The 25737-nt window shown below is 61.2% G+C and carries 24 protein-coding genes and 2 tRNA genes; 14 read left to right on the top strand and 12 right to left on the bottom strand.

Going from position 1 to position 25737, the window contains the following annotated elements:
- Nucleotides 1-74: 74 nt before the first annotated feature.
- Nucleotides 75-1052 carry an MBL fold metallo-hydrolase gene (locus WLQ66_RS05615; RefSeq protein WP_340545376.1) on the bottom strand — a complete coding sequence of 326 codons (978 nt, stop codon included), beginning with the start codon at nucleotides 1050-1052 and terminating at the stop codon, nucleotides 75-77.
- Between the two features lie 119 nt (nucleotides 1053-1171).
- On the opposite strand from WLQ66_RS05615, the gene WLQ66_RS05610 reads away from it, so the two are divergent.
- The 9 genes from WLQ66_RS05610 to WLQ66_RS05570 all read left to right on the top strand — a co-directional run bounded on the left by WLQ66_RS05610 (nucleotide 1172) and on the right by WLQ66_RS05570 (nucleotide 9966).
- A complete protein-coding gene (locus WLQ66_RS05610) occupies nucleotides 1172-2107 on the top strand; it encodes a LysR family transcriptional regulator (RefSeq protein WP_340545375.1) in 936 nt (311 codons plus the stop codon).
- 34 nt (nucleotides 2108-2141) lie between these two features.
- Nucleotides 2142-2217: transfer RNA gene (locus WLQ66_RS05605), tRNA-Ile, on the top strand.
- Between the two features lie 192 nt (nucleotides 2218-2409).
- The gene (locus WLQ66_RS05600) at nucleotides 2410-3441 is read left to right on the top strand and encodes a LacI family DNA-binding transcriptional regulator (protein WP_340545374.1); all 1032 of its coding nucleotides are present in this window, start codon (nucleotides 2410-2412) and stop codon (nucleotides 3439-3441) included.
- A 114-nt stretch (nucleotides 3442-3555) separates the two neighbouring features.
- Nucleotides 3556-4857 (top strand): ABC transporter substrate-binding protein, encoded by a 1302-nt coding sequence (locus tag WLQ66_RS05595; protein ID WP_340545373.1) that lies wholly within the window; start codon nucleotides 3556-3558, stop codon nucleotides 4855-4857.
- 116 nt (nucleotides 4858-4973) lie between these two features.
- Nucleotides 4974-5840, top strand: coding sequence for a carbohydrate ABC transporter permease (locus tag WLQ66_RS05590; RefSeq protein WP_340545372.1), 867 nt, complete (start codon nucleotides 4974-4976; stop codon nucleotides 5838-5840).
- A gap of 9 nt (nucleotides 5841-5849) precedes the next feature.
- Complete coding sequence (locus tag WLQ66_RS05585; RefSeq protein ID WP_340545371.1) at nucleotides 5850-6680, top strand: carbohydrate ABC transporter permease; 831 nt, start codon at nucleotides 5850-5852, stop codon at nucleotides 6678-6680.
- 12 nt (nucleotides 6681-6692) lie between these two features.
- On the top strand, nucleotides 6693-7697 hold the full coding sequence (locus WLQ66_RS05580; RefSeq protein ID WP_340545370.1) for an ABC transporter ATP-binding protein: 1005 nt from the start codon (nucleotides 6693-6695) through the stop codon (nucleotides 7695-7697).
- Nucleotides 7694-8467: an L-iditol 2-dehydrogenase gene (locus tag WLQ66_RS05575; RefSeq protein ID WP_340545369.1), complete on the top strand. Its 774-nt coding sequence runs from the start codon at nucleotides 7694-7696 to the stop codon at nucleotides 8465-8467. The genes WLQ66_RS05580 and WLQ66_RS05575 overlap by 4 nt, the downstream gene beginning before the upstream one ends.
- Nucleotides 8468-8496: 29 nt before the next feature.
- Nucleotides 8497-9966, top strand: coding sequence for a mannitol dehydrogenase family protein (locus tag WLQ66_RS05570; RefSeq protein ID WP_340545368.1), 1470 nt, complete (start codon nucleotides 8497-8499; stop codon nucleotides 9964-9966).
- Between the two features lie 36 nt (nucleotides 9967-10002).
- Here WLQ66_RS05570 and WLQ66_RS05565 read toward each other — a convergent pair whose 3' ends face one another.
- Nucleotides 10003-11319, bottom strand: a complete 1317-nt coding sequence (locus WLQ66_RS05565; RefSeq protein WP_340546312.1) for a cytochrome-c peroxidase — start codon at nucleotides 11317-11319, stop codon at nucleotides 10003-10005.
- A gap of 48 nt (nucleotides 11320-11367) precedes the next feature.
- Between WLQ66_RS05565 and WLQ66_RS05560 the strand changes: the two genes are divergently transcribed.
- Nucleotides 11368-11841 carry a tetratricopeptide repeat protein gene (locus WLQ66_RS05560; protein ID WP_340546311.1) on the top strand — a complete coding sequence of 158 codons (474 nt, stop codon included), beginning with the start codon at nucleotides 11368-11370 and terminating at the stop codon, nucleotides 11839-11841.
- A 59-nt stretch (nucleotides 11842-11900) separates the two neighbouring features.
- Here WLQ66_RS05560 and WLQ66_RS05555 read toward each other — a convergent pair whose 3' ends face one another.
- The 6 genes from WLQ66_RS05555 to WLQ66_RS05530 form a co-directional block, all read right to left on the bottom strand.
- On the bottom strand, nucleotides 11901-12959 hold the full coding sequence (locus tag WLQ66_RS05555) for a TRAP transporter substrate-binding protein (protein ID WP_340545367.1): 1059 nt from the start codon (nucleotides 12957-12959) through the stop codon (nucleotides 11901-11903).
- Nucleotides 12960-13005: 46 nt separating this feature from the next.
- A complete protein-coding gene (locus tag WLQ66_RS05550) occupies nucleotides 13006-14481 on the bottom strand; it encodes a TRAP transporter large permease (protein WP_340545366.1) in 1476 nt (491 codons plus the stop codon).
- Nucleotides 14481-15071 (bottom strand): TRAP transporter small permease, encoded by a 591-nt coding sequence (locus WLQ66_RS05545; protein WP_340545365.1) that lies wholly within the window; start codon nucleotides 15069-15071, stop codon nucleotides 14481-14483. The genes WLQ66_RS05550 and WLQ66_RS05545 overlap by 1 nt, the downstream gene beginning before the upstream one ends.
- A 61-nt stretch (nucleotides 15072-15132) precedes the next feature.
- Nucleotides 15133-15654, bottom strand: a complete 522-nt coding sequence (locus WLQ66_RS05540; RefSeq protein WP_340546310.1) for a flavin reductase family protein — start codon at nucleotides 15652-15654, stop codon at nucleotides 15133-15135.
- The gene (locus tag WLQ66_RS05535; protein ID WP_340545364.1) at nucleotides 15654-16544 is read right to left on the bottom strand and encodes an aldo/keto reductase; all 891 of its coding nucleotides are present in this window, start codon (nucleotides 16542-16544) and stop codon (nucleotides 15654-15656) included. The genes WLQ66_RS05540 and WLQ66_RS05535 overlap by 1 nt, the downstream gene beginning before the upstream one ends.
- The gene (locus WLQ66_RS05530; RefSeq protein ID WP_340545363.1) at nucleotides 16544-17698 is read right to left on the bottom strand and encodes an LLM class flavin-dependent oxidoreductase; all 1155 of its coding nucleotides are present in this window, start codon (nucleotides 17696-17698) and stop codon (nucleotides 16544-16546) included. The genes WLQ66_RS05535 and WLQ66_RS05530 overlap by 1 nt, the downstream gene beginning before the upstream one ends.
- Before the next feature lie 101 nt (nucleotides 17699-17799).
- On the opposite strand from WLQ66_RS05530, the gene WLQ66_RS05525 reads away from it, so the two are divergent.
- On the top strand, nucleotides 17800-18510 hold the full coding sequence (locus WLQ66_RS05525) for a GntR family transcriptional regulator (RefSeq protein ID WP_340545362.1): 711 nt from the start codon (nucleotides 17800-17802) through the stop codon (nucleotides 18508-18510).
- Between the two features lie 8 nt (nucleotides 18511-18518).
- Nucleotides 18519-19625, top strand: coding sequence for a Gfo/Idh/MocA family protein (locus WLQ66_RS05520; RefSeq protein WP_340545361.1), 1107 nt, complete (start codon nucleotides 18519-18521; stop codon nucleotides 19623-19625).
- Between the two features lie 22 nt (nucleotides 19626-19647).
- On the opposite strand, the gene WLQ66_RS05515 is transcribed toward WLQ66_RS05520, so the two are convergent.
- Nucleotides 19648-20967: an ATP-binding protein gene (locus tag WLQ66_RS05515; RefSeq protein WP_340545360.1), complete on the bottom strand. Its 1320-nt coding sequence runs from the start codon at nucleotides 20965-20967 to the stop codon at nucleotides 19648-19650.
- Between the two features lie 84 nt (nucleotides 20968-21051).
- Between WLQ66_RS05515 and WLQ66_RS05510 the strand changes: the two genes are divergently transcribed.
- Entirely contained in the window at nucleotides 21052-21966 is a 915-nt protein-coding gene (locus WLQ66_RS05510) for an MBL fold metallo-hydrolase (RefSeq protein ID WP_340545359.1), read from the top strand.
- Between the two features lie 86 nt (nucleotides 21967-22052).
- Nucleotides 22053-22127: transfer RNA gene (locus WLQ66_RS05505), tRNA-Asn, on the top strand.
- A gap of 56 nt (nucleotides 22128-22183) precedes the next feature.
- Here WLQ66_RS05505 and WLQ66_RS05500 read toward each other — a convergent pair.
- From WLQ66_RS05500 to WLQ66_RS05490, 3 genes are all read right to left on the bottom strand, one after another.
- Nucleotides 22184-23389 (bottom strand): MFS transporter, encoded by a 1206-nt coding sequence (locus WLQ66_RS05500; RefSeq protein WP_340545358.1) that lies wholly within the window; start codon nucleotides 23387-23389, stop codon nucleotides 22184-22186.
- Between the two features lie 153 nt (nucleotides 23390-23542).
- On the bottom strand, nucleotides 23543-24976 hold the full coding sequence (locus WLQ66_RS05495) for a sensor histidine kinase (RefSeq protein ID WP_340545357.1): 1434 nt from the start codon (nucleotides 24974-24976) through the stop codon (nucleotides 23543-23545).
- Between the two features lie 25 nt (nucleotides 24977-25001).
- Complete coding sequence (locus WLQ66_RS05490) at nucleotides 25002-25679, bottom strand: response regulator transcription factor (RefSeq protein ID WP_340545356.1); 678 nt, start codon at nucleotides 25677-25679, stop codon at nucleotides 25002-25004.
- Between the last annotated feature and the right edge of the window lie 58 nt (nucleotides 25680-25737).

The raw sequence follows: 25737 nt of genomic DNA, 5'->3' as shown, positions 1-25737 counted from the left end.
AGAAGGGAACTAGGGAATCCGCTGCGCCATCCCGGACGGCGCAGCAGGCTGTTGTTCAAGACGGGACAGCTGTCTCAGATGCCAAACTGCCAAGGCGCTGCCTGATAGGCAAAGGCGTCCCCCTGCCGCAGCACCCGGCCCAGCGCCGGGAAGTCGAGATGCGCGCCAGTGACCAGCAGGTTGTCCGCCGCCGCCCGGTCCATCATCCGCCGCCGTGTCTGAGCGGTCTGGGCCGGATCGGTGTCAAAGGCGATGGTCCACTCCGGCAGCGCGAACTGCAGCGCGGCGCTGTGGATCAGGTCACCCCAGAACAGCAACCCCTCGCCGCCCGCATCCAGCATGAAGCCGGTATGGCCCGGCGTATGGCCCGGCAGTTCCAGCGCGGTGAAGCCAGGCGCGGCCTCGCCCTCGCCCTGTAGGAGGCGCAGGCGGTCCGCATAGGGGGCAACCGTGCGGCGCGCCATTTCAAAGAAACCGCGGTTGCTTTGCGGTACGCCCGCCATGATGGCATCGTCATGCCAGAAATCCCATTCCCGCTGCGCCACGACCAGCTCAGCACTGGCAAAGGCCGCAGCACCGTCGGGCGTGATCAGCCCGCCGGAATGATCCGGGTGGATATGGGTCAAGAGTACAGTATCAATACTCTCCGGCGCGACGCCCGCTGCGGCCAGTCCGGCACCCAGCGCCCCCAGCCCCGGCCCCATCAGCTGCGCGGTGCCGGTGTCGATCAACAGCTTCTTCCCGCCCCGCTCCACCAGGTAGCCGTTGACAGGGATCTGCAACGCATCGTTCTGAAGACGGTGCAGGCCCTGTGCCAGGACGGTTTCGGCCTTGGCAGCATCGTAGCCGTTGAAGAGCTGCGTCCCCAGCGGCAAGTGGCCATCCAGCAATACCGTGATTCTGGCATCCCCAAGTGTGAATGCGTGGATAACCGGGCTCGCCGTTACAGCCCCTTCTGCCGCCCAAGCCCAGCTGCCGCCCGCGAACCCGGTTGCCATTGCCGCGGGGGCCGCTACCAGCCCGCCCAGAAATGCCCTGCGATTGATTGTCATAAGAAACTCCAATATCTGTTTCAGGAAATATTCCCGTGCACCGGACTTAAGGCCGTAATTTCACGGCTTGCAGCCCGGCAGCACCGATAACTGTTATTAGCAACTCTTATAGCCCCCCCATGGACAAACTGACGCTGCTGGAAACCTTCACCATCGCCCTGGACGAAGGCAGCCTGAACCGCACTGCCCAGCGCCGCGGCATTACCCAGTCTGCAGTTAGTCAGCAGATCAAGCAACTAGAGGCGCTGATGGGCCAGCAATTGCTGCACCGCACCGCCAAGGGCATTCACGCCACCCGCGCAGGCGATCTGGTGTTCAGCCATGCGCAGGCCCTGCTGTCCGGCTACAACCGCATGACAGCCGAAGTGGACGCCCTGGAAGGCAGCGTCTCCGGCACCTTCCGCATCAGCGTGAACTCCTTTCTGGGGCGCAGTGTGATCGGGCCGATGCTTTTGGATCTGAACCGCGAACACCCGGACCTGAATATCGTGATGCGGCTGGAGGACCGGCTGGTCCATGTGGTGCGCGAAGGCTACGACCTTGCGATCCGCACCGGGAGGCTAGGCGACACAGACGGTTTTGGACGCAAGATCTCCACTCTGGAAACAGTGCTGTTTGCCACCCCGGACTATCTGGACCGCGAAGGTCGCCCGCAAACGCCAGAGGAGCTGAAACGGCTCAAGTTCATTCAGCACCACGAGGATCAGACCCGCGGCTTCTTTCCGCTGCGCCGCGGCGGGCAGGAATACCCGGCACCGGTGCAGGTTGGCTTCACCGCCGACGACCCGGACCTGATCATGCGCGCCGTCAGCAGCGGCTCCGGCTATACCCGCGCGCCCCGTTTCATGGTGGAGGATCGGCTGGCCAGCGGGGAATACGAACAGGTTCTTCCCGGCTTTGAAGCCCCTTTGAAGGACGTGTTTGCCGTCTACCCGTCGCGCCGCACGCCAGACCGCCGCCGGGACCTGACAATCGAACACACCGTGGCACGGCTGGACGCCCTGCTGCGGCCCCAAGCGTCGGAAACACCGGCGCCCTCTGCAATCACCGCTTGACCTTGGCTGCCCCATTTCCTAACCAACCTGTGGCGGGCCTGTAGCTCAACGGTTAGAGCAGAGCGCTCATAACGCTTTGGTTGCAGGTTCGAATCCTGCCGGGCCTACCATTCCTCCGCTACAGATCAGGGTGATACTACTGCCGGAGCACCCGCAAGGAATTTGACGCGCGTCAACTTGCGTGACACAGTCCACATCCTGCGCGGCGCACTGCGGCGACGGGCGCTGGCATTCAGACCGCAAGGATGCCCCCGGACGCCCCCTCTCCGTACGCCCAAGGACGACAACAAGGACCGCGACTGATGAGTGATCCCAAGATCAAGAACATGGATGAATTCGCGGCCGTTAGCGGCATCTCCCGCCCGACGCTGTCGAAGTTCTTCAACGATCCGGCCAGCGTTCGCACCTCGACACGCAAGCGGATTGAAGATGCGCTGGAGAAATTCGACTACCGGCCCAATCTCTATGCGATGAACCAGAACCGGCGGCTGACCAAGACCATCGGCATCGTGGTTCCAAATCTCACCGATCCGTTCTTTGCCAAGATCGCCGGCCATATCGAAGATCATGTCATCGCCGCAGGCTATCGGCCGGTACTGCTGGGATCAAACGGCACGCCGTCACAGGAATTGGAGAACCTGACCAATCTGCGTATGCTCAAACCCGCCGGTGCGCTGCTGGCGCCCCTTGGGCGCGGGTCCGAGGTCCCGCAGATCCGGCAGTTCTGCGAAGAGGTGCCGACCGTCCTGTTTGATGCCAATCTGGAAGAGACCGGTGCCGCCTTCATCGGCTCGAACAATCAACAGAGTATCGGCACGATCGTGGAGTATCTGTGCCGTACTGGCGATGCGCCAGCCTTTTTCGAGATGAAGACGCCGACGAACCCCAATGCGGTGAAACGGCGCAACGCCTATATTTCCGCAATGCAACAGCTGGGTCACGAACCCGAGCTGATCCAGGTCGAAGGTGACGGCTGGGACTTTGAAGAGATCGGCTTTCGCGAGGGCACCCGGGTGCTGTCTGGTCAGCGACCGCAAACCGATACCATCCTGTGCAGCAATGACCGGCTAGCCATCGGGCTGTTGTCCGCTGCCTATCAGCAGGGGCTGCGCGTCGGCCTTGGGGATGGCTGCGCCCTGCGGATCGCAGGGCATGATGACCACCCGTTTTCCCGCTACACCTGCCCGACGCTGACAACCGTTTCGCAGGATTACACCGCAATCGCCCGCACCAGTGCCGAAACACTGGTGGCCCGAATCGAAGGCAGCGCGGCGGCGGCGCCCCGCCGGGAAATTCTGTTTGACGGACAGCTGGTCATGCGCGGATCCGCATAGGCACTCCCATTCATCCAGCTCTTTCAAAACTTTACGCGCGTTAAATTTAAATTGACGCGCGATGACCTGCTCCGGTATCCTCACGTGGCAACATCCAATCATGGGAGGATAAGGATGTACCTTAAGAGCGCATTGCATGCGGCAACGGCCTTGACCGTTTTTGCCAGCACCGCCGCCTTTGCCGATACGATCACAATCGCCACCGTGAACAACGGCGACATGATCCGAATGCAGGGGCTGACAGAGGATTTTACCGCCAAGACCGGCCATGAGGTGGAATGGGTCACGCTTGAGGAAAACGTGCTGCGGCAGCGTGTCACCACCGACATCTCGGCCAAGGGCGGTCAGTTCGACATCATGACCATCGGCATGTACGAAACCCCGATCTGGGGCAAGAACGGCTGGCTGGTCCCTCTGGATGATCTGCCTGCCGAGTATGACGTGGACGATATCCTGCCCGCCATGCGGGGTGGCCTGTCCCATGACGGCACGCTTTATGCGGCGCCGTTCTACGGCGAAAGTTCCATGATCATGTATCGCACCGACCTGATGGAAAAGGCCGGTCTTGAAATGCCCAGTGCACCGACCTGGGACTTTGTCGCCGATGCGGCACGTCAGATGACCGACAGGGACAATGAAATCTATGGCATCTGTCTGCGCGGCAAAGCCGGCTGGGGGGAGAATGCGGCCTTCCTTACAGCGATGTCCAACTCCTTTGGTGCACGCTGGTTCGATGAAAACTGGGTGCCTCAGTTCGACAGTGATGCCTGGTCGAACACGCTCAATTTCTACATCGACCTGATGAATGACGCAGGCCCTCCCGGGGCATCGGGCAACGGGTTCAACGAAAACCTTTCGCTGTTCCAGCAGGGCAAATGCGGCATGTGGATCGACGCCACCGTTGCGGCGTCTTTCGTGACCAATCCGAATGACTCCACCGTCGCGGACAAAGTCGGCTTTGCCCTCGCGCCGGATACCGGGCTCGGCAAACGCAGCAACTGGCTCTGGGCCTGGGCGCTGGCCATTCCGGCAGGAACACAGAAGGAGGCCGCCGCAAAGGAATTCATCCAATGGGCCACTTCGAAGGACTATATAGAGCTGGTCGCCGAGAAAGAAGGCTGGGCCAATGTCCCGCCGGGTGCGCGGACCTCGCTCTATGACAACCCGAACTACAAGGATATCCCCTTTGCCAAGATGACACTGGACAGCATCCTGTCGGCGGATCCGAACAATCCGACGGTTGATCCGGTGCCCTATGTTGGGATCCAGTTTGCGGCAATCCCCGAGTTCGCAGGAATTGCGACCGAGGTCGGTCAGGAGTTCTCGGCGGCCCTCGCCGGGCAACAGACCGCTGACGAGGCGCTGGCCAAGGCGCAGGCGCTGGCCGCAGACGAAATGGAAGCGGCAGGGTACTGACGCCTCCTCCCTCCCAGAGGGCGGCGCCACGATCTGGCCGCCCTCTGGCCCCCCGGAACTAACAAGCCAATATTGCTCACGACGGCCTCAGCCCCCGGCGAGAATGGAGATTTGCCATGGCGACCCAGCATTCCCGGTCGGCAGCACGCATCATGATGGCCCCCGCAGTGATCCTGCTTCTGGGCTGGATGCTGGTCCCGCTGACGATGACGCTCTACTTTTCCTTCAAGAAATATCTGCCCCTGCGTGGCGGCGATCTGGGCTGGGTGGGATTTGACAACTACGTCCGGTTCCTGTCCTCCAGCTCGTTCTGGCCAAGCGTTCAGGCGACGCTGATCATCGTTGGTGGAGTGCTCCTCATCACCGTGATCCTCGGCGTGTGCCTCGCGCTGCTGCTCAATCAGCCGATGTGGGGACAGGGCATTGTCCGCATTCTGGTGATCGCGCCGTTTTTCGTGATGCCCACGGTCTCTGCGCTGGTCTGGAAGAATATGTTCATGGATCCTGTGAACGGTCTCTTTGCTCACCTGTGGAAGGCCTTCGGAGCCGAGCCGGTGTCATGGCTGTCCGAGGCCTCGCTGCAATCCATCATCCTGATCGTCAGCTGGCAGTGGCTGCCCTTTGCCACGCTGATCCTGCTGACCGCGATCCAGTCGCTGGACAGCGAACAGCTGGAGGCTGCTGAAATGGATGGCGCCCCGCCGGTTGCACGCTTCGGCTATATCACCCTGCCCCATCTCAGCCGCGCGATTACCGTCGTGGTGCTGATCCAGACCATTTTCCTCCTGTCGATTTTCGCGGAGATCTTCGTCACCACCCAAGGCTCGTTCGGGACCAAGACGCTGACCTATCTGATCTATCAACGCGTTTTGGAAAGCCAGAACGTCGGATTGGGATCCGCCGGTGGTGTCTACGCCATCATCCTCGCCAATATCGTTGCCATCTTCCTGATGCGCATCGTTGGCAAGAACCTCGACGCATAGGAGGCCACCATGGCACGAGCCGTTACACCTAGACGCAAAGCCATCAATACTGCGCTGGCCTGGGCTGTTGGGTTGCTGATCTTCTTTCCAATCCTCTGGACCATCCTGACCAGCTTCAAGACCGAGGCACAGGCCATCAGCGATCCACCCGTCTTCCTGTTCTTTGACTGGACGCTTGAGAACTACAGCATCGTCCAGGAGCGCTCCGACTATATGCGCTTTCTGTGGAACTCGGTGATCATTGCCGGCGGCTCCACCATATTGGGGATAGTCATCGCCGTTCCCGCCGCCTGGTCGATGGCCTTCGTACCCTCGAAACGGACCAAGGATATCCTGCTGTGGATGCTCTCGACCAAGATGCTGCCAGCGGTCGGCGTGCTGTACCCGATCTATATCCTGTTCATCAAAATGGGTCTTCTGGACAACCGCTTTGGCCTGGTTGTGGTGCTGATGCTGATCAACCTGCCGATCATCGTCTGGATGCTTTACACCTACTTCAAGGAAATCCCCGGCGAGATCCTTGAGGCGGCGCGCATGGATGGCGCCACCCTGAAGGAGGAGATCCTCTATGTGCTGACGCCCATGGCCATTCCCGGCATCGCGTCCACGCTGCTGCTGAATATTATCCTGGCCTGGAACGAAGCCTTCTGGACGCTGAACCTGACGGCGGCGCAGGCTGCCCCCCTGACCGCCTTTATCGCCAGCTATTCCAGCCCGGAAGGCCTGTTCTACGCGAAACTGTCAGCCGCCTCGACCATGGCCATCGCGCCGATCCTCATCCTTGGCTGGTTCAGCCAGAAACAACTTGTCAGCGGCCTGACCTTCGGCGCCGTGAAATAAGGAAGATACCCCATGGGACAGATCAAACTTGAACGCGTGACCAAGCGCTTTGGCTCCGTTGAGGTTATCCCGCCGCTGGACCTGACCATTGAAGATGGCGAATTCACCGTCTTTGTCGGCCCCTCCGGTTGCGGCAAGTCCACGTTGCTGCGGCTGATTGCAGGGCTTGAGGATATTACCACCGGCACCATCCGCATCGACGGGCAGGATGCCACCGACATTCCCCCGGCCAAACGCGGGCTGGCGATGGTATTTCAGTCCTACGCGCTCTACCCGCATATGACAGTGCGCAAGAACATCGCCTTTCCGATGAAGATGGCGGGCATCCCGGCGGATGAGCAGAAGCGACGCATTGAAAATGCCGCAGCGGCGCTGAACCTCACCGATTATCTGGATCGCCGTCCGGGGCAGCTGTCCGGCGGTCAGCGCCAGCGGGTCGCCATCGGTCGCGCCATCGTGCGTGAGCCCGCAGCCTTTCTGTTCGACGAACCGCTGTCCAATCTGGATGCCGCCCTGCGCGTCGGGATGCGTCTTGAAATCTCCGAACTGCATAAGCGCCTTGCAACAACCATGGTCTATGTGACCCATGATCAGGTTGAGGCGATGACCATGGCCGACAAGATCGTGGTCCTGAATGCCGGGGTCATCGAACAGGTTGGCAGCCCGCTGGAGCTCTATCGCGCACCGCGCAATGTATTTGTGGCAGGCTTCATCGGCTCGCCCAGAATGAACCTGCTGACCGGACCGGCGGCAGCGGCGCAGGATGCCGCAACGATCGGCATTCGACCCGAGCACATCGCGATTTCCGAGACCAAAGGATCGTGGGAAGGAACTATCGGCGTTTCCGAGCATCTGGGCTCCGATACGTTTTTTCATGTTCAATGTGAGGCCTTTGACGATCCGCTCACTGTTCGTGCCGGGGGCGAACTCGATCTTCGCTATGGAGCGCGCGTTTTTCTGACGCCCGATATGGCGCATCTGCATCGGTTCGGCTCTGACGGGCTGCGGATCGGATGATGCGGCTGCTTGGAAAACGCGCCCTGATCACCGGGGCCGCGCGTGGCATCGGCGCGGCCTTTGCCGAAGCATATCTGCGCGAAGGTGCACGGGTGGTCATCGCCGATATCGATCATGCGCGCGCCGAGGCTACCGCTGCGCGTCTCGGCGACGCCGCCATTGCCATCGACCTTGATGTCACCGATCAGGCCAGCATTGACCATGCGCTTGCCCGCACGGTGGAGGCTCTGGGAGGCCTCGATATCCTGATCAACAATGCCGCCGTGTTCACCGCAGCGCCGCTGGTCGAGGTCACGCGGGAGGCCTATCAGCGCACCTTTGATATCAATGTCTCCGGCACGTTGTTCATGATGCAGGCCGCCGCGCGGCAGATGATCGCGCAGGGCAATGGCGGCAAGATCATCAACATGGCCAGCCAGGCCGGCCGCCGGGGAGAACCGCTGGTGTCGGTCTACTGCGCAACCAAGGCCGCGGTGATCAGCCTCACCCAATCTGCGGGACTGAACCTGATTTCGCATGGCATCAATGTGAACGCCATCGCACCCGGCGTGGTCGAGGGTGAGCATTGGGACGGTGTCGATGCTTTCTTCGCCAGATACGAAGGCAAGGCACCCGGCCAGAAAAAGGCCGAAGTGGCGCAGTCCGTTCCCTATGGCCGCATGGGCACCGCAACGGATCTGACCGGAATGGCAGTCTTTCTTGCCAGCGACGAAGCCAATTATATCGTCGCCCAGACCTACAATGTCGACGGCGGTCAATGGATGAGCTGATGCGGGAACACAAGCGGGAGGCAGCGGCCATGAAACTATCGAATGACACCCTGACACAATTGCCGCAAACAATCGCGCGCCCCGGCTACGACCGGGCACAGATCACGCCCGGCATCGTCCATATCGGGCTTGGGAATTTTCACCGGGCACATCAGGCCTGGTATCTCCACGCGCTGATGCAGCGCGGTCTTGCAATGGACTGGGGCATTATCGGAGCAGGTGTGCGCGCCGCCGACGCCAGAATGCGCGACCGGCTGCTTGCGCAGGACTGCCTGACAACTTTGATCGAACTCGACCCCACCGGGCGCTCGGCCGAAGTGATCGGCCCGATGATCGACTTTCTCCCCGTGGAGGCGGGCAACACAAGCCTGATCACGACGATGGCGAGCCCCGCGATCAGGATCGTATCGCTTACGGTGACGGAAGGCGGCTATTATCTGGACCCGCAGCGGGGTGGGCTTGACCTCATACACGAGGATATCCGTCACGACATCGCCCATCCGGGCCATCCTCGCAGCGTGTTCGGCGCCATCGTCGAAGCGCTGAGGCGGCGCAGAAGCCGCAGCCTGCCCGCCTTTACCGTGCAGAGCTGCGACAATCTGCAGGGCAATGGTCAGATCACCCGCACCGCCGTTGTCACCCTGGCACGACAAACCGATCCCGAGCTTGCGGCATGGATTGATCAGAACGCAGCCTTTCCGAACTCCATGGTCGATTGCATCGTTCCGGCCACCGGCCCGGCAGAGGTGGCACTGGCGCGCGGATACGGGCTTGAGGATAGCGCCCCGGTGACTCATGAGAATTATCGCCAATGGGTGATCGAGGATGATTTCTGCGCAGGCCGCCCCGATTGGGATCAAGTTGGTGCGATTATGACCGATGACGTGCACGGTTATGAAAGCATGAAGATCCGCGTGCTGAACGCAGGGCATCAGGTGCTGGCGAATGTCGGCGAGCTATTGTCGATCCCGACCATCGCCGATTGTATGGGTGACCCTTTGGTGGCGGCCTTCTTTCGCAAGGTCCAGCAGGAGGAAATCCTGCCCTATGTCGCGGCCGTCCCGGACATGGCGCCGAGCGATTACCTCAACCTGATTGAGGCGCGGTTTTCCAACCCGGAGATCCGCGACACGACGCGGCGGGTGGCCTATGATGGCTCGTCTCGCCATCCCGGTTTTGTGCTGCCCATCCTGCGCGATGCGGTGCAGCAGGCCGGAGCGATTGATGGCTTATGTCTTGTCGAGGCGCTATGGGCGCGGATGTGTACCGGCATTCGTGAAGATGGCAGTCTCATCCCGCCAAACGATCCGGACTGGGAGGTCCGTAATACCCACGCCGAACGTGCACAGCACACCCCGGAAGCCTGGCTACAGCAGAGCGCGATCTACGCGGATCTGTCGGTTGAGGTGCCTTTCGTTCAGCGGTTTTCCCACTGGATGCAGGTCATAACGGCGCAGGGCTGTCGTTCGGCACTTCGCACCTATCTCGGCCCGGCATGAACATGTCCTATTGCGGAATGCTGGACCGGTCAGCGATTAGGTCCCATCAACGGGCAGGCCGCTTGGAACGGATGCGGGTACTGATGACGTTTCGGCGCGGGCCTCTGCCCCGGTGAGTGCTGTGAGGAAAGCGATCAGCGCTGCGATGTCCTGATCGCTGAGGTCCCGGGGTAGATAGATATCCCGCGCGCGCGCCTGTCGCGCCATCTCGAACCGGTCCTGCTGTACCACAAAATCCGTGGCGGCCAGCCAGGGCACATCTGGCAATTGCAGATCGTCAGGCGTCCACGCCGAACGGCTTGCGACTGGATCGAGGTGATGCCGGATCATCCGGTCAAGCGTCGGAAAAGCGCCATTATGGCCATAAGGCGCGGTCAGTTCCACATTGCGCAGCATCGGCGTGCGAAAGCGGTAGGCATCTGACAGATCGTCGCTTTCTCCCATTCGACCGACATCCCGGGCGTAGGGGTCAAAGCGGCGCGCGCGACCGGGGCCAAAGGCCGGCAAACCAAGGGCGTAGAAGTTCTGATCCGAAAACAGCGGCCCAGCATGGCAGCCGCTGCATCCGGCGCTGCCAAAAAACAGATCGGCACCGGCTTTTTGCTGCGCGGTCAGCGCCGTCGCATCCCCGGCCAGATAGGCATCAAACGGGCTGTCGAACGAGGTGAAATCCTGCACCATGAACTGGGCCAGAGCCTCCGCGATATCGGTGATCTGCACATCCTCAGGCGCCATGATGTGATCAAAGGCGGCGACAAACCCCGCCGCATATGTCGGCAGGCCGCGGACGCGTTTGGCAATGATCGGCCAGGCCAGATCAATCCGGTCGCGGCTGGCACCGATGATTTCATTCTCGCCGACATTCCCGGCCATTTCCACGCTGGACGTCATCGGAAACAGCGCCTGCGCCGCCAGCAGGGATTGCAGCCCGTCAGGCAGCCATTCCTCTGCTGGGGTGTTGAAGCCATTGCCATAGACCGGATCCGCGCTGATCCGCCCGTCGTGCATCAGAACCCGGATGGATTTTGCCCCGAGGTTCCAGAGCGCGGGCGCATTGCGGGGGATGCGTTTTTGCACCCGGTTGCTGCCCCTGGTGGAAACCCGCGCCCGGCCCAGCCCCTCGCCGCCTTCTCCAAGGCCTAAGGATAGCCCGTCAGAGGTGCCATGGCGCGGATGATGGCAGGTTCCGCAGCTGATATTTCTGTTCCCGGACAGGATCTTGTCGTAAAATAGCAGCCGACCCAACTCGGCCTTTGCGGGGTCTACGGGTAGAAAATCGCTTACCCCCAGCGGCGGCGGAAACCGTGGATCAGTCGCAGCCGCCGACCCCGCAAAAAGGCCAAACGCCAGCACAACACAGGAGAGCACATGCGCAAGAGATGGAAACCGGTTCTGGCCGCGATGGCGCTGTCCACGAGCAGCCTGACGCTGCTGGTCCCGCTGCCCGCGCGGGCCGAAATCGAGCAGGCGCGCGACCTGATGGAGGCCGGCGAATTTGCGGCTGCGCGCGAGGCGCTCTGGCCAGCAGCGCGCTCCGGCAACGCAGACGCTGAAGAGCTGATCGGGGTGATGTATGCCATGGGGCTGGGTGTTGACCGTGACGACCAGCGGGCCTTTGAATGGTATCTGCGCAGCGCCATGAAGGGACACCCCGGCGCGCAATCGGGTATCGGTTGGTACTATGAAATCGGCCGTGGGCTGCCCGCCCCCGACTTGGTACGCGCCTATATGTGGTACACGCTGTCGGCCATTGGCGGTGATCCCGATGCGGCGATCAGCCTTGAAGAGGTGGTCAAGAAAATGACCCCTGCGGAGATCGAGAAAGCGCATGTTCTGGTCGCGGACTATAAGGTCTGGATGTATCCGTTTCGCTAGCCAACGGGGCAGCGGCGCGGCTAGATCCCGCACCGCCGGTTGGTGTTGCAGCCTACTGATCAGTTCAGATCGGCGGCACGTGCCGCGTTGACGTCGGCTTCGGCCTTGGCGACTGCATCGGTCAGCGCGGTAAAGATCTCATCGCCGCGCGTCACGTTGGATTTGAACCAGTCATAGACCGGCTCGGCTGCGGATTTGAACGCCGCCTTCTGTTCGGGCGTCGGAACATAGAGATCGCCGCCACCGGCAACAAAATCCTCATAGGCCTGGATCGACTTGCGCTTCGGCGAGGCAAATGTGGCCTGTTGCAGCGCGTAGAAGCCATCGACCACGACCTGCCGCATGTCTTCCGGCATACTGGTGAAGGTTTGGTTCGACATCCACCACAGCGCCCCCATATAGGCGTGTCCGTCCAGCGTCACATATTGCAGGCCAGCGTCGGGGAATTTCATGCCCATAATATCGGTGATGCCGTTCTTGGAGCCTTCGACCACGCCGGTCTGGAACGAGGTAAACAGCTCCGGCCAGGGAATCGGTGTCGGAGAGGCCCCGAGCGCCTTTACCAGCTCCTGCGGCAGGTCGGCGACGACCGTTCGGATTTTCAGACCTTCCATGTCGGCAGGTTCCGCGACCCGGCGTTTGGTATTGGCGAAGTTGCGCCAGCCGCCGGTGTTGCCAATGGTCATCAGGCGGATCGCATCGCCGGAATCCTCCAGTGCCATCCGGCGCATAGTGCGGGTGAAATCGCCCGACAGCACATGTTCGGCAATCCGGTCATCCGCCATCAGATAGGGCAGATCCAGCACCTGGACGTAAGGGAACAACCCCGACGCGCCACCGGAGGTGGAAATATAGATGTCGATTGAACCATCCGCGACGCCTTGCAGGCATTCTGCCCCGTTGGAGCAAAGCTGGGTGCCGATGAACAATTCAACCTCGATTGCGCCATTGGAGGCCGCTTCGACGTAGTTCTTGAACACGACCAGACCGTCGTAATCCTCGTCATTCTCGTTGGAATTGGCGGTCGCGCGGATCTTGTAGTCTGCGGCGTAGGCCGACAGCGCGGTGCCTGCCATCAGGGCCGACAGGGCCAGTGTCTTCACCATTTTGCTGAGCATTCGTGTCTCCTCCTGTTGCTCTTTTATTCTGGGTATCGGGTAGTCCTTAGTTCAGAAATCCGGTCAACCGCGGAATGGTCAGCGAAATGGCCGGCACAAAGGTGATCAGAAAGATCACCGCAATTTCAATCGCAAGAAAGGGCAGGATCGCCCGGGCAATTGTTGTGACCCGCTCTTGCGAAACGGCGGCTGCCACAAACAGCACCAGCCCCATCGGCGGTGTCGCCAGACCAACCGTCAGGTTCACACACATGATGATGGCAAAATGGACCGAGTCGACGCCAAGATCGGTGAACACCGGTCCGAGGATCGGGCCAAGGATGATGATCGCAGGGCCCGCATCCAGGAACATGCCCACGACAAACAGCAAGAGATTGATCAGGAACAGCAGGATCAGCGGATTTTCCGAGAGGGTGAGGATGAAATCCGCCAGCTGTTCCGGCGCGTGACTGAGGCTGACGACGGTCTTGAACGACATCGCGGCGCCCACCAGCAGCAGCACCACGGCGGAGGTGATCCCCGCCCTCGTGAACACCTGCGGCAGGTCCGCCAGCCGCATCGACCCCAGCACCAGAAAGCTGATCAGCAGCGCATAGGCCACCGCCACGGCAGCTGCCTCGGTCGGGGTGAATACGCCGGCAAGAATGCCACCAAGGATCAGGACAGGCGTCTGCAACGGCACCACCGCTCGTTTGCAAATGGTGCGAAACGCCGGGCTGACCATCCGGCGCAGCCCCAGCATCAGCCCATGGGCAAACAGAACCGCGCCAAGGAACACCAGCCATTTGATCTGCGCTCCGGCCCCCTCGCCCAGCGGGACAAACTGTGCCAGCAACAGGCCAAGGTTGAGCCGCACCAGCCCAAAGGAGAACCAGCGCTCCATCGCGCCGATCTCAACGCTGTCGAACACCACCCGCCGTGCGGCCGGCAGCTCATACCGGTCGGCCATGGCGCGGACCATGATCATCAGGCCGACGCCGACCAGAACACCCGGAACGATGCCTGCGAGGAACAGCGCGGCAACGCTTTCGCCCATGACATAAGCATAGATGATCATAATGCCGGATGGCGGAATGATTGGCCCGATCACCGAACTGGCGGCAGTGACGGCCGCGGCGAATTTGCGACTGTAGCCTTCGCGCTCCATCGCCGGGATCAACATGGACCCAAGGGCAGAGGTATCGGCCACGGCAGAGCCCGAGAGGCCGGCAAACAAGATCGACGACAGGATGTTCACCTGCGCCAGACCGCCGCGCAGATGACCCATCAGCGCCTGCGAGAATTCGACCAGCCGAACGGTGATACCACCGCGATTCATCAACTCGCCAGCCAGCATGAAAAACGGGATCGCCATCAGCGGAAAGCTGTCCATCCCGTTATAGAGATTGCGATACAACAGGGTGAGATCGCGTTCTTGGCCATTCAGCCACAGTAGGGCACCCGGGGCTGCCAGAAGACAGAAAAAGACCGGCAGACCGATCAGCAGAAGAAACAGGAACAGCGGTAGGAACCAGATCAGCATCACTCGGCCCCTCCGATGGTCATGCCTGGACGGTCCGGCAGGCGATCACCCTGACCGAACAGTCGCACGATGCGTTCCAGGATCAGCTCGATATTGACCAGGATCAGCAGGCCCAGGCCCACCACAAGCGACAGCATCATCCAGCTTCGGGGCACCCGGTGCCAGCTGTCAAACCCGAGAGAGGTCGGAACATAGAGCGAGGCAGTGGCAAACCGCCCGCCAAGACCGGTGACCTCCCTATATCCGATCTGAATACCAACGATCAGCACTGTCAGGCCAATCGCCAATAGCAGCAGCTGCAGCAGGTGGAACAGCCGCCCACGCAGCAGAGAGTCGATAACATCAATGGCCACAAAACCACCGTTGCGCAGTGCGGTCGGCGCCATCAGGCCGGTCATCCACAACATGCAGAACCGCGCGGCCTCATCCGGCCAGGGCAAGGCACTGCCCAGCACGTAGCGAAAGAAGACCTGAATCAGGATCGCCAGAACCATCAGGCCAATGGCAAAAACGCCCACCCATCGGCCGAGCGCAAGCAGGCCGGTGTTGAGCGGGCGCAGTATGTTCAGGACCGACAGAACTGCCATCATCGCGTCTCTCTCCTCCCCCAATGTGCCCGCACCAACCTCCCTTGGTGCAGGCAGCCGGTCGCTAGCGTGACACGGCGATCTGACCCATCTGGCCCTTGTAGAATGTCAATGCGTCCCCTTCTTCGCGCATGGTGGCGCGGTCAACGTGACCCAGAACGATGGCGTGGTCTCCCCCGTCATGGATGGCTGAACGGGTGCATTCAAACCGCGCCAGACAGTTTTCCAAGAGCGGCACCCCGTTTTCGTTGCGCTCCAGCTGCAAATGGTTCAGCCCAAAAGCATCTTTTGCGACCTGCCAACACAGATCATCCTGATCCGCCGCCAGAACGTGGATGGCGTAGTGGCGGGCTGTCTCGAAATAGGGAAAGCGCCGCGAGTTGCGGTCTGGCGACCACAGCACCAGCGGCGGAGTCAGCGAGACCGAGGAAAAACTGTTGGCGGTGATCGCCACAACCCCCTGATCGGAGGCTGCGGTCACGATGGTGACCCCAGTTGCGAACCGGCCAAAGGCGTCGCGCAGCAGCCGCGTGTTGTCCGGTGCCGGAACAAAGCTGTGTTTGCCCTGCCCTGCATGTGCCGACATCATGCGACCTCCCGGCCCAATGCCGCCTCGTACAGGGTGAACCAGGTCGGGCGGTCCAGCTCGACCTTCAGCGCGTCAGAGGCCTGTTTGATCCGCTCCAGATTATTGGTGCCCAGCACCGGCAGGATCTGAGCCGGGTGCCGCAGCAGGAAGGCTATGGCGACGGCGGCGCGGTCAACGCCTTGCGCGGCAGCAATCACATCCAGCCGATCGGCCAATTGGCCGCTCCCGGTCATCAGCCCCCCACCGCCAAGCGGTGACCACGCCATCAGCGGATGCCCCTGCCGCTGATGAAAGGCCAGATCGCCGTTGGTGAAAGGGCTGATCTCGGACAAAGAGAGTTCGATCTGATTGGTGGCCAGCGGCGTCTTCATCGCCGATTGCAGCAGCTCCCAATCCCAGGGACGGAAGTTCGACACGCCGACGGCGCGCAATTTGCCTGCGGCGACCAGCGCGTCCAGCGCGGCCCCTGTCTCGACATGATCCATCAGCGGATCCGGCCGATGGATCAGCAAGAGGTCGATATGGTCGATGCCCATCTCCATCAGCGACGTCTCAACCGAACGGGTGATATGGGCGGCGGAGGTATCGTAATGTTTGACCGCCGCGTCCGCATAGCGCCCGACCGGAGCCACGATATCGCATTTGGTGACGATCTCCATCTGCTCACGCAGGGCTGGATTCGCCTTCAGCGCCCGCCCCAGGATCCCTTCGGCTGTATAGCCGCCATAGATATCGGCCTGATCAAAGGTGGTGATCCCCTGCGCCAGACAGGCCTCGATCTTGGCCTCGACATGGGCGGTCGAGGTATCGCTGTCATCGCCAAGACGCCACATGCCATAGACCAGACGGCTGAACTCCAGCCCGACTGCGATCTTGATCCGTTCCATCAACGACGTTCTCCGTTCCCTAGGGGTGTCGCCGGGGTCGATTGCGGCACCCGGCCATATTCATGCGGCAGTGAGCAGGTTTTTAGATGTGGCATCACCCGCGCCCCGAAATGCCGCGCTTCCTCCAGATGCGGGTAGCCCGACAGCACAAAGGCGCGGATGCCCATCTTCTGGTAGGCTTCCAGCTTTGACATGACCTGATCGGTGGATCCGACCAGCGCCGCCCCGCAACCAGAGCGTGCCCGCCCTATCCCTGTCCAGAGGTTCGGTTCGATAAACCCAAATTCATCAGCAATATCGCGGTTCTTGGCCTGATGCGCCACGCCCAGCGAGGTGGCATCCAGCGCCCGCTCCCGAATGGCCTTGCCCTGCGCATCATCCAGTTTCGATACAAGGTGATCGGCGTATTCATAGGCTTCTGCCTCGGTGTCGCGGACAATCACATGCACCCGCAGACCATAATCAAGCGTACGCCCATAAGTTTCCGCGACGCTATGGACCGCCTGCATCCGACCGGCCAGATCTTCCATCTTTTCCGGCCACATCAGGTAGACATCGCAATGTTCACCGCAGAGCTCCAGCGCCGCCGGGGAATAGCCACCGAAATACAGCAGCGGCCCGCCAGTCTGATAGGGTCTCGCCGGATCGGTGGTCAGCCCTTCGAATTGGTAAACCTCGCCCTTGTGGTTGATCTCATCCCGGGTCCAGGCCTGTTTCAGGATCTCGACCACTTCGCGCGAGCGCTGATAGCGAAAGCCGCTGTCGGCGGTCTCCCCCGGAAAATCGGAGGAGATAATATTGACCGTCAGCCGCCCCTTCAGCATGTGATCCAAGGTGGCCAGGGTACGCGCCAGCATGATCGGCTGCATCTCGCCGCAGCGCACCGCTGCCAGCATGTTGATCCTGTCAGTGATCGGCGCACAGCCCGCCACAAAGCTGAGCGTATCCTGACCCACCTGATAGGACGACGGGCAAAGGATATTGCGAAACCCCTGCGCCTCTGCCTCTTTCACGATGTCGGAGCAATGCGCCCAGGACGACCGCAGGTCACCATCCGGTACACCAAGAAACTGGTAATCGTCCGAGCAGAGTGCCGCAAACCAGGACACTTCGACCGCATCAAGATCCGCGGATGTTACCGGAACAACGCTCATCGGTCTCTCCCTCGCAGTTGGCAACTTAACTCTTGCATAGCCTGCGCCTTGATGTAGATCAATGGTGTATCAATTTTTCTCACATGGTGACGATTGGCCCCATGCCCACCGCCCGCTCCACTGCCAGCGCGCTGCCGCTTTACCTTCAGATCAGCGAGTCCCTGACCCGTGAGATCGCGGCCGGGAGGTTGGCCGACGGGGAGCGACTGCCGCCCGAGCGTCAGCTGGCGCAGCAGTATGGAACCACCGTAAGAACCCTGCGCAAATCCCTGTCGGAGCTAGAAAAACAGGGGATGCTCGAACGGATTCAGGGATCGGGAAACTACATCCGCACCACCCAGTCAGTGCAAAGCGTCTATTCGATGTTTCGGCTGGAGCTGCCCGGCGGTGGTGGCTTGCCCACGGCAGATGTTCTGTCGGTGACCGCGCTCGCCAAGCCCGAAACACTGCCCGAATTTGGCAGGTCAGGCAGTGGCACCCGGATCAGGCGGTTGCGGTATCTCGATGATGTGGTGATTGCCGTTGAAGAGATCTGGCTGGATGGTGGCGCGGGACAGGTCGATGCCGGACAGCTGTCCGATTCCCTCTATAGATATTATCGGCTGCATCTGGGCTTCTGGATCAGCCGAGCCGAGGATCGGGTATCGCTTGGTCGGGTGCCCGACTGGGCGCCGACACGGTTTGGCAAGCCCCCGGGCGCGACGGTTGGGTATATCGAACGGCTAAGCTGGGCACAGGATGAGGCCGCCGTGGAGTTCTCACGCACTTGGTTTGACCCGGACAGGGCGCTTTATGTGCAGCGCCTGACGTAGGAGGAAACATGTCACACCCCACCACCTATGGAATCATCGGCTGCGGCATGATGGGCCAGGAACATCTGCGCAATATCGCCCTGCTGGACAACACGCGGGTCGGTGCGATCTATGAACCCAATGCGGCCATGCGCGAGACTGCCGCCACACTCGCCCCTGATGCAGCGTTCGTGGACAGTATCGAGGCCCTGCTGGCTGTAGCTGAGCTTGACTGCCTGTTGATCGCCAGTCCCAATTTCCGCCATCTGGAGCAGCTGGAGACCCTGTCCCGCCTGCGCCCGTTACCGGTGCTGGTCGAAAAACCGCTGTTCACCAGTCTTGCCGATCTGGCACGACTGGACGGTTTTGCAGCAGATTATCCGGCCCCCGTTTGGGTGGCGATGGAATATCGCTATATGCCCCCCATTGCGGCTTTCCTGAAGCAGGCCCAGACAGCGACCGGCGGCATCAAGATGCTGAGCATCCGCGAGCATCGGTTTCCATTTCTCGCAAAAGTCGATGACTGGAACCGGTTTGACGCCAAATCCGGAGGCACCTTTGTTGAGAAATGCTGTCACTTCTTCGATCTGATGCGGCTGACGCTCGGTTCTGAACCGCTACGGGTTATGGCCAGCGGCGGTCAGGATGTGAACCATCTCGATGAACGCTACAGCGATGGTGTGCCTGACATCCTCGACAATGGCTACGTGATCGTCGACTTCCGCTGCGGCGCGCGCGCCATGCTGGACCTGTGCATGTTTGCCGAAGGCGCTGAATATCAGGAAGAGGTCGCCGCCGTCGGCCCCACAGGCAAGATCGAAGCCTTTGTGCCCGGACCGGGGCGGTTCTGGCCCACCCATCTGGGCGCGCCGCCGCTGCCGAAGCTGGTGACCTCGCCACGCTCCCCCAGAGGCCCTGTAACACAAGAGATTCCTGTTGATCCCGAACTTCTTGAGGCGGGTGATCACAACGGATCCACCTTTTATCAGCACCAGAAGTTCCTCGAACTGGTCCGCGGCGAACGCGCAACACCTGAGGTGACCCTTCATGATGGGCGGATGGCAGTGCTCATGGGGATGGCGGCGCAGATCTCCATTGCCGAGCGGCGCAGCGTAGAGATCTCAGAGCTGATCTGAGCGCGCCCCGGTGACGGGGATATTACAAGCCGATCACGATATCGGCCTGTAGCCCACCCAGCTCGGCGCTGATGCCCAGCCGGAGCGTCCCACCATGCGCGCGCGCAATATCGGTGACAATCGCCAGCCCCAGACCAACCCCGCTGCCAAGATCCTGATTGCGGGCAGGATCAAGCCGGGTAAAGGGCCGGGTCGCCTCGGTCCGGTCCGCCTCTGCAATGCCAGGACCGTCATCCTCGACCCTTATGCGCAGGAATTTCTCGGTCATGGCAACGGACACCCGTGCGCGGGTGCCATAACGCACTGCGTTTGAGATCAGATTCTGCACGGCCCGACGCATCGCTGCGCCGCGCAGCATCACCTTGCCTTCGCCGCTCATCTCGCCGAGCATCACATCCTTGCCCTGCCGCCGCCAGCCATCGACCAGCAGCGTGATCATCACATGCGGATCCACTTCTTCCGGCTCGCTGGTGGAGACACCGCGCGAGAAGTCGAGAAAGGCATCCAGGAGCGCCTGCATCTCGTCGACATCCTGACGCAGCGGCTCGGCCTCCTCGTCATCCAGCATTGACAGGCCCAGTTTCATGCGCGTCAGCGGCGTGCGCAGATCGTGGCTGACACCGGAGAGCATCAGCGTGCGCTGCTCCATCTGACGTTCGATCCGCGCTCGCATGTCCAGAAAGGCGCTGCCGGCGGCGCGCACCTCATTGGCCCCGCGCGGCGAATAAGGCTCCGTTCGTCCCCGCCCAAAGGCCTGTGCCGCTTCCGCGAGCTGCTTGATCGGGCGCAGCTGGTTACGCATGTAGACGAATGCGATGACCGTCATCAGGAAACCAAAGACGATCATGGTGACAATCAGCTGATGCGGCGCCGCTGCCGTCAGTCGCCGCCTGTCAAACACCAGCGCCAGTGGCCCGTGTTCGCTATCCAGCACCAGCTGCACCCGGCGCGTGTTGGGGAACTGGGCAGAGATGAACCGTGGCGCCGTCGCCTGCAAGGTGTCCCGCACCACCCGGCCCGAAAACTCCAGTAGCCCCATCTGATCCAGCGGTACCGGCTCCTCCGGCTCGAGAAAGCGCAGCTGCATCTGGAGCGGTCGCAGCAGCGGATCGGCCAGTTGCAGGGCCTCCTCGCGACTGCCAGCCGGTGCCATCACCTGCTCCAGCAGGCGCAGCTCGCGCAGCATTGTGAGCGTCATCTGGACCGTCAGATCCTCGAGGTCACGCTTGATGAACACAACCGAAATCACCAGTTGCAGCGTTACGATCGGCACCAGCAGGATAAGCGCCGCCCGCCCGTAAAGGCTGCGCGGCATATAGTGTTTGAGCCATTGAAAGAACATGCGCTACACCTACCGCGCGACCCCGCCGCTGAAAAGCAAAACGCGCATCTTCCGCGCCCCGTTTATCACCAAGGATCAGAGCAGATGCAGGCACCCGACGATTTCAATCCCCCCGCAGGCATCGCGGAGAATGTCGAACCGGGTCTGCGCCGTATCCTCGCACCGAACCCCTCTGCGATGACATATCGCGGCACCAATACCTATCTGCTGGGCCACAGCGATATTGCCATCATCGACCCCGGCCCAATGAGTGACGCCCATCTGCGGGCGATCCTGGACGCCGTGGAACCGGATCAGCGCATCAGCCACATTCTGGTCAGCCACAGCCATCTGGACCATTCCCCCCTCGCCCGGCCGCTTGCCAAAGCCACCGGCGCGCCGGTCTACGCCTTCGGCGATGCAGCAACAGGGCGAAGCGCTGTGATGACGGAGCTGGCCGCGGCCGGCCTCGCCGGTGGCGGTGAGGGCATCGATGTGGATTTCACGCCAGACATCAGGCTGCGCGACGGTGATATCGTGGCCGGCCAGGACTGGCAGCTGGAAGTGATCCACACGCCCGGACATCTTGGCAATCATATTACTTTTGCCTGGAAAGACGCCTGTTTTACCGCCGATCACGTGATGGGCTGGGCCAGTTCGCTGGTGTCGCCTCCCGATGGCGATCTGACAGATTTCATGGCTTCCTGCCAGCGATTGGCCGCGCGCAACTGGCGCGTCTTCTACCCCGGGCACGGCGCACCGGTTTGCGACCCTGCGGCCCGGCTCGCCTGGCTGATCACCCACCGCAAAGGGCGTGAGGCTGCGATCATGGCGGAGCTTGCGAAAGGACCGGCCACCGTGGCAGAGCTGACCGCGCGCATCTACACCGAAACCCCGGCCGCGCTGCGCATCGCCGCCGAGCGCAATGTTTTTGCCCACCTCGTTGATCTTGCAGGGCAATCCCGCGTCACATGCGCAGATCCTCTGTCATTCGGCGCGCTGTTCGCTCAGCTCCCATAGACAACCGGATCACCGCAGATTTTTTCAAAAAATCGCAAAACGACTCTGGACCTCATCAGATCCGACCGCTATACGGCACAAACCGTTCCGGCGTAGCTCAGCGGTAGAGCAGTTGACTGTTAATCAATTGGTCGTAGGTTCGATCCCTACCGCCGGAGCCAAAGATTTCAAGGGCTTGGAGATTACATCTCCAGGCCCTTTTCTTTTGTGAAGGCCGTCAGCCGGTGTCATGAGCCCTGAGACGCAGTACCAGCGGCACCATCGCCACCACAAGCACAGCGGCGACCAGAAACGGGGCACCGGGCAAATACCAGCCGGTCTCGCCGACGAACCGTTCAAACACCCCGGTAAGCACCAGCGGAGCCGCGACAGCAGCAACCGACGACAGCGAAGCGATGACGCCCTGAACCACACCCTGCTGATCCTCGCCAACCCGGTTGGCGGCAAATGCGGTGATCAGCGGCGGAGCCATATCTGACAGGGCGGCGATCGGCAGAAACACAATGACGACCCAGATGGCACTGGCAACGCCAAACCCGATCATGGAAATCACCGCCGCCACCATCGCGATGATCAGTGTTCTGAAATCCCCCAGGCGTTTGGTGAGCTGCGGCAGGATGCCCGCCTGTACCACGGCGATCAGAACACCATAGGCTGAAAGGGTCAGCCCGATGGTGAACCCGTCCCAGCCAAACACCTCGCGGCCCCAGAAGGACCAGAGTGTCGGGTAGACCAGATTGGCAAACTCAAAGACAAAGATACAGATCAAGGGGATCGCCAGACCGGGGATGGCAAAGGCGCGGAGGAGGGTCGCGAAGGGGTTGATATCACGGCGGCCAAACGGGCGACGGTTCTCCGGCTTCAGGGATTCCGGCAGAATGATCAGCCCGAACAGCACGTTGACCGCCGAAAGGCCCGCAGCGATCCAGAAGGGCGCGCTGATGTGCAGCCCCGACGCCATGCCGCCGATTGCAGGCCCCAGCACAAAGCCGATACCAAAGGCGGCACCGATCATCCCAAAGGCAGCGCCACGCTCTGCCGGTTTGGCGATATCCGATATATAGGCGGTCGCAGTGATATAAGTCGCCCCCGCCATCCCGGCGATGACCCGACCAACCAGCAGCATCCAATAGGTCTGGGCCAGCGCCATGATGACATAGTCGATCGTCAGGGTGACAAGCGCGAGGATCAGGATCGGCCGACGCCCATAGGCGTCGGAGAGGCTGCCGACAATCGGGCCGAACAGAAACATGGCGGCGGCATAGGCCGACATCATGATGCCGCTCCACAACGCGCCTTCGGCGGTACTTTCGGCCCCCACTCTCAGCATCAGATCGGGCATGATCGGAAACACGATGCCAATGCCAATCGCATCAATCATCAATGTCGCAAGAATGAACAGAAAGGGGCCGGTCAACTTCATGGTGCTTGTCTTTTTTGATCTGAAACAGCGCCAACACGCGGCACAGCACTTAGTAGCTAAGGCGCGCGCGCAATGGGTAGCCCTATTTCCGCAGCTTCGCGGCTTTTTGGCGCAGCGGTACAAAATGGCATCCTCGACGGCAGGCGGGCGACGTCAGCCTTCGGGAAATCTCACCTCGACCCGCAGTCCGCGCTGATCTGGTCCCGACATCAACGCCAGCTCCGCTTCGTGCAGGTCTGCAATCGCTTTTACCATGGCCAGCCCAAGCCCTGCCCCGGCGGTGTTGCGGCTGCGATCGAGCCGGTAGAGCGGATCCAGCACGCGGCTGCGTTCAGCCTCGGGGATTCCCGGGCCAGTGTCAGTGACTGACAGCCTGCGACCGCTCAAGTCGATTGCAATGCTGGCCCCCTCGCCGGCGTGGCGGATTGCGTTCTCGATCAGATTTGCCAGAAGCTGCATGATCAGGCTGCGGTCCGCATTGATAGTATCGGCATCGCTGACGCGGCAGGACAGCTCTTGCCCGGCGTCCTGAGCCACCGCCTCGTATATTTCGTGCACCTGCTCCACGACTGCCGCCAGTTCGACGGGTGCAAAACCGTCCCGCCGCCGCTGGCTCTGCATCCGCGCAATCCGCTGGATGGCGCCAAAGATGGCAATGATATCATCCATCTGCGCAATCGCGGCCTCTCTATGGGCGGCCTGATCCTCGGCATCTTCGGCCTGATCGAGATGCAGCCGCAGACGTGTCAGTGGCGTGCGCAGATCATGCGCAATATTGGCGGAAAAATCAGACATCTGCCGCATCGAGGCCTGCAAACGTTCGGTGGCACCGTCAATCCGCGCAGCCAGTTCATCAATATCATCGCGGATCACCCGGGGCGCCAGCCGAAGATCAAGATTGCCATCGGCAATACGGTCAAATCCCGCGCCGATCCGGTTCAGACGTCGCTGTGCCCGGATCCCGAAGATCAATCCGATGACCAGCGCAGGCAGCGACAGGATGATGACGAAGATAAGGATGACGCCGGTAAGATCCGCGCCAAAGGCACTGACACCGGGCGCATAGACCAGAAGGCGACCATCCAGCACCGCACCGCTATAGATGCGCCAGCCGAGATCGGCGTCGCTGTCAAACTCCACATCGAAGCCCAGCTGGCGAGCGGTACCAGGGTTCTGCCCCGGCTGGTCAGAGGATATATCGTCCTCTTCGGCTTCATCCTCGATCAGCTCAAAGATCCGGTCCAGAGTTTCCAGTGCCTCAGGTTGAAACAGCTGTTCGCCCTCCAGAATATCAAACCCCGGCCGGTCAAAAGCTCCCCGCAGCACGGGGCCGAGAACCTTGCCATCTGCGCGCAGAACGGCATAGCCGACACCGCTGTCGGAAAACACTTCGGCAGTCACGATCTGATCGGGGAAGCGACCGGTGCGTGTCAGCCGATCGCTGATGCGCTGATATTCCTCCCGCAGCGCCGCTTCCGTCTCGGCGCGGAATTCTTCGGTGATGACATCGTCAAGCAGCAGCCCGCCAATGGTCAGCAGAACCAGAAACGCCAGCGACAGGGCAATCGCCTGACGCAGGGCGCTCATCCGCAACAGGCTCTTTATGAAGGATCTAATCAAGGAACATATACCCGGACCCGCGCACGGTTTTGATGAACTCCGTTCCGAAGGGTTTTTCAATCTTGTTCCGCAAGCGGCTCATATGGGTTTCGACAACGCTGGTGGCGGGATCGAAATTAATGTCCCAGACCCGTTCAAGCAGCATGGCGCGGGTCTGGATTCGCCCCTTGGAACGCATCAGAACCTCCAGCAGGCGAAACTCCTTGGGGTTCAGCAAGACGGTCTGGCCATTGCAGGTACAGGTCTGGCTCAAGAGATCCAGCTCAAGCCCGCGATGAAAGAGCCGGGTCGTCATTTCTGCGGCCTCAGCCCGTCCGCGACGGCCCAGGGCGGTGATACGGGCCAGCAGCTCAGACATGGCGAAGGGTTTGCTGAGATAGTCGTCAGCACCGGCTTCCAGCCCCTCGACACGGTCCTCAACCGCGCCGAGCGCGGTGAGCAGGATCAAGGGGGTGGCAATCCGTGCAGAGCGCAGGGTTTTCAGCGCCGAAAGCCCGTCAAGATCCGGCGTCATCCTGTCAAAGATCAGGACATCATAATCGCGGGTTGTTGCAGCCAGCAGCGCCTCGCGACCATTCTCGATCCAGTCGACCACATGGCCCGCTGCCATGAGGCCCTTGACCGTCCAGGTGCCAATTTCAGGATCATCTTCGAGCAGGAGAATTCGCATCAGGACTCCGCCGGTTTCAGCATCGCGCCCAAGTGACCAAGCCGGCCCCCTGGCGCTG

The organism is Phaeobacter sp. A36a-5a (assembly GCF_037911135.1).
GTDB lineage: Bacteria > Pseudomonadota > Alphaproteobacteria > Rhodobacterales > Rhodobacteraceae > Phaeobacter > Phaeobacter bryozoorum.
This window is presented reverse-complemented; position numbering and strand designations above follow the sequence as displayed.

Coding starts and splice junctions, on each gene's coding strand:
- WLQ66_RS05610 (WP_340545375.1), top strand. CDS start 1,172: ATGGACAAACTGACGCTGCTGGAAACCTTCACCATCGCCCTGGACGAA.
- WLQ66_RS05490 (WP_340545356.1), bottom strand. CDS start 25,679: ATGCGAATTCTCCTGCTCGAAGATGATCCTGAAATTGGCACCTGGACG.
- WLQ66_RS05530 (WP_340545363.1), bottom strand. CDS start 17,698: ATGAGCGTTGTTCCGGTAACATCCGCGGATCTTGATGCGGTCGAAGTG.
- WLQ66_RS05510 (WP_340545359.1), top strand. CDS start 21,052: ATGCAGGCACCCGACGATTTCAATCCCCCCGCAGGCATCGCGGAGAAT.
- WLQ66_RS05535 (WP_340545364.1), bottom strand. CDS start 16,544: ATGGAACGGATCAAGATCGCAGTCGGGCTGGAGTTCAGCCGTCTGGTC.
- WLQ66_RS05580 (WP_340545370.1), top strand. CDS start 6,693: ATGGGACAGATCAAACTTGAACGCGTGACCAAGCGCTTTGGCTCCGTT.
- WLQ66_RS05585 (WP_340545371.1), top strand. CDS start 5,850: ATGGCACGAGCCGTTACACCTAGACGCAAAGCCATCAATACTGCGCTG.
- WLQ66_RS05575 (WP_340545369.1), top strand. CDS start 7,694: ATGATGCGGCTGCTTGGAAAACGCGCCCTGATCACCGGGGCCGCGCGT.
- WLQ66_RS05540 (WP_340546310.1), bottom strand. CDS start 15,654: ATGTCGGCACATGCAGGGCAGGGCAAACACAGCTTTGTTCCGGCACCG.
- WLQ66_RS05595 (WP_340545373.1), top strand. CDS start 3,556: ATGTACCTTAAGAGCGCATTGCATGCGGCAACGGCCTTGACCGTTTTT.
- WLQ66_RS05560 (WP_340546311.1), top strand. CDS start 11,368: ATGGCGCTGTCCACGAGCAGCCTGACGCTGCTGGTCCCGCTGCCCGCG.
- WLQ66_RS05520 (WP_340545361.1), top strand. CDS start 18,519: ATGTCACACCCCACCACCTATGGAATCATCGGCTGCGGCATGATGGGC.
- WLQ66_RS05525 (WP_340545362.1), top strand. CDS start 17,800: ATGCCCACCGCCCGCTCCACTGCCAGCGCGCTGCCGCTTTACCTTCAG.
- WLQ66_RS05570 (WP_340545368.1), top strand. CDS start 8,497: ATGAAACTATCGAATGACACCCTGACACAATTGCCGCAAACAATCGCG.
- WLQ66_RS05495 (WP_340545357.1), bottom strand. CDS start 24,976: ATGAGCGCCCTGCGTCAGGCGATTGCCCTGTCGCTGGCGTTTCTGGTT.
- WLQ66_RS05550 (WP_340545366.1), bottom strand. CDS start 14,481: ATGCTGATCTGGTTCCTACCGCTGTTCCTGTTTCTTCTGCTGATCGGT.
- WLQ66_RS05515 (WP_340545360.1), bottom strand. CDS start 20,967: ATGTTCTTTCAATGGCTCAAACACTATATGCCGCGCAGCCTTTACGGG.
- WLQ66_RS05615 (WP_340545376.1), bottom strand. CDS start 1,052: ATGACAATCAATCGCAGGGCATTTCTGGGCGGGCTGGTAGCGGCCCCC.
- WLQ66_RS05555 (WP_340545367.1), bottom strand. CDS start 12,959: ATGCTCAGCAAAATGGTGAAGACACTGGCCCTGTCGGCCCTGATGGCA.
- WLQ66_RS05590 (WP_340545372.1), top strand. CDS start 4,974: ATGGCGACCCAGCATTCCCGGTCGGCAGCACGCATCATGATGGCCCCC.
- WLQ66_RS05600 (WP_340545374.1), top strand. CDS start 2,410: ATGAGTGATCCCAAGATCAAGAACATGGATGAATTCGCGGCCGTTAGC.
- WLQ66_RS05545 (WP_340545365.1), bottom strand. CDS start 15,071: ATGATGGCAGTTCTGTCGGTCCTGAACATACTGCGCCCGCTCAACACC.
- WLQ66_RS05500 (WP_340545358.1), bottom strand. CDS start 23,389: ATGAAGTTGACCGGCCCCTTTCTGTTCATTCTTGCGACATTGATGATT.